1 protein-coding gene and 1 pseudogene are annotated in these 1,137 nt (G+C 46.6%); both read right to left on the reverse strand.

The window, feature by feature from the left end:
* A pseudogene (locus KDK16_RS01600) lies at nt 1-416 on the reverse strand (hypothetical protein); the annotation flags it as partial.
* Nucleotides 417-464: 48 nt separating this feature from the next.
* Nucleotides 465-1,137 (reverse strand): hypothetical protein (locus KDK16_RS01605; RefSeq protein WP_257274361.1); only part of this gene is annotated, 673 nt, incomplete at its 5' end.

A 1,137-nucleotide genomic window follows, 5' to 3' on the forward strand; every position in this document is an offset into this window, starting at 1 on the left:
AACCAGATCAGATCAGGATGTTCACTGAGTACACGCTGGTTCAATTCAGGATTGGATGAGGAAGAGATAAAAAGCCGGACGACCCGGTCGCTGTCTCTGCCGAGCGCCAGATGAGCCTGACGGGTTTGATAGAGCGTTTCCTGACAGGCCTGATCGGAGCAGGCATCGTCACCAAATACCAGAATCCCCCAGCGACCCTCCAGTGCCTGCTGGTCAAACATTTCATTATTTTTCTCAAGCATCATACTTTGGAAGCTGGCGGGGGGTAATAGCAGCTCTCCCTTATTCGTACGACCATCCGGCACAAACTGCGTACCGAAGAAATAAAAGTACCAAGCCAACCCCATAGCCAGAGAAGGCATGAGAATGACCAGAGCCAGTTGCCAGCGACTTTTTGCTTTCTTTACTCTTTTCATTCTTATAATACCCGGTTGATTAAATAGTCATCTTTCTACATTCAAAATTTAAAAGGAATCCGGATCATCACTAGCTTGCTCGAGGCCCATAAGGGAATAACCGGGTTCTCCATATTTGGGAGGTCCCATAAACCGTAACACAAACGGCAACCAGGTTATTTTTGCCGGTGTCTGCAGTAAAATATCGCCGTCGACCTGAATAGAAAGCGGTGTCTCATCCTGATGTTCAATGTCCAATTGAGTAAAGACAAGCGCTCGTTGACCTGACCAATTACGTAATCTCTCCATAGTCGTCCAAACCAGACCTGACCAATTGAGTAATCTGCCTATAGTCATCTGAATAAATGTCCATATAGGATGCATCCTCTGCTGACTATAAAGCACCTTCCCCCGCGTACAGAACGGCTTCATATAATTAAAAAGGGCAATTCCTCCTCCGAACGTTGGCCCTGTACTCGCAGCCAGAAAATTCAATGGAATATTGAACCTGCCTTTATCAGAAGTGCACCTGACCATGGGTGTATTCCATCTCATGGCTGAACTGATGGCTAACATTGCAGAAGCCATACTTCTGGGTGAATACCTGAGTAGTCGGCTTGGTCGCTCACCACTGTCGTGATCGTTTTTATTTTTTGTCATCTGAGTCGTCACACCCAGATTAAACCCGCTCACTGCCAGAACCGTTTGCTTCTCACAACTGCCTGTTTGACAACCTTCAATT

This window comes from Endozoicomonas sp. SESOKO4, assembly GCF_024606275.1.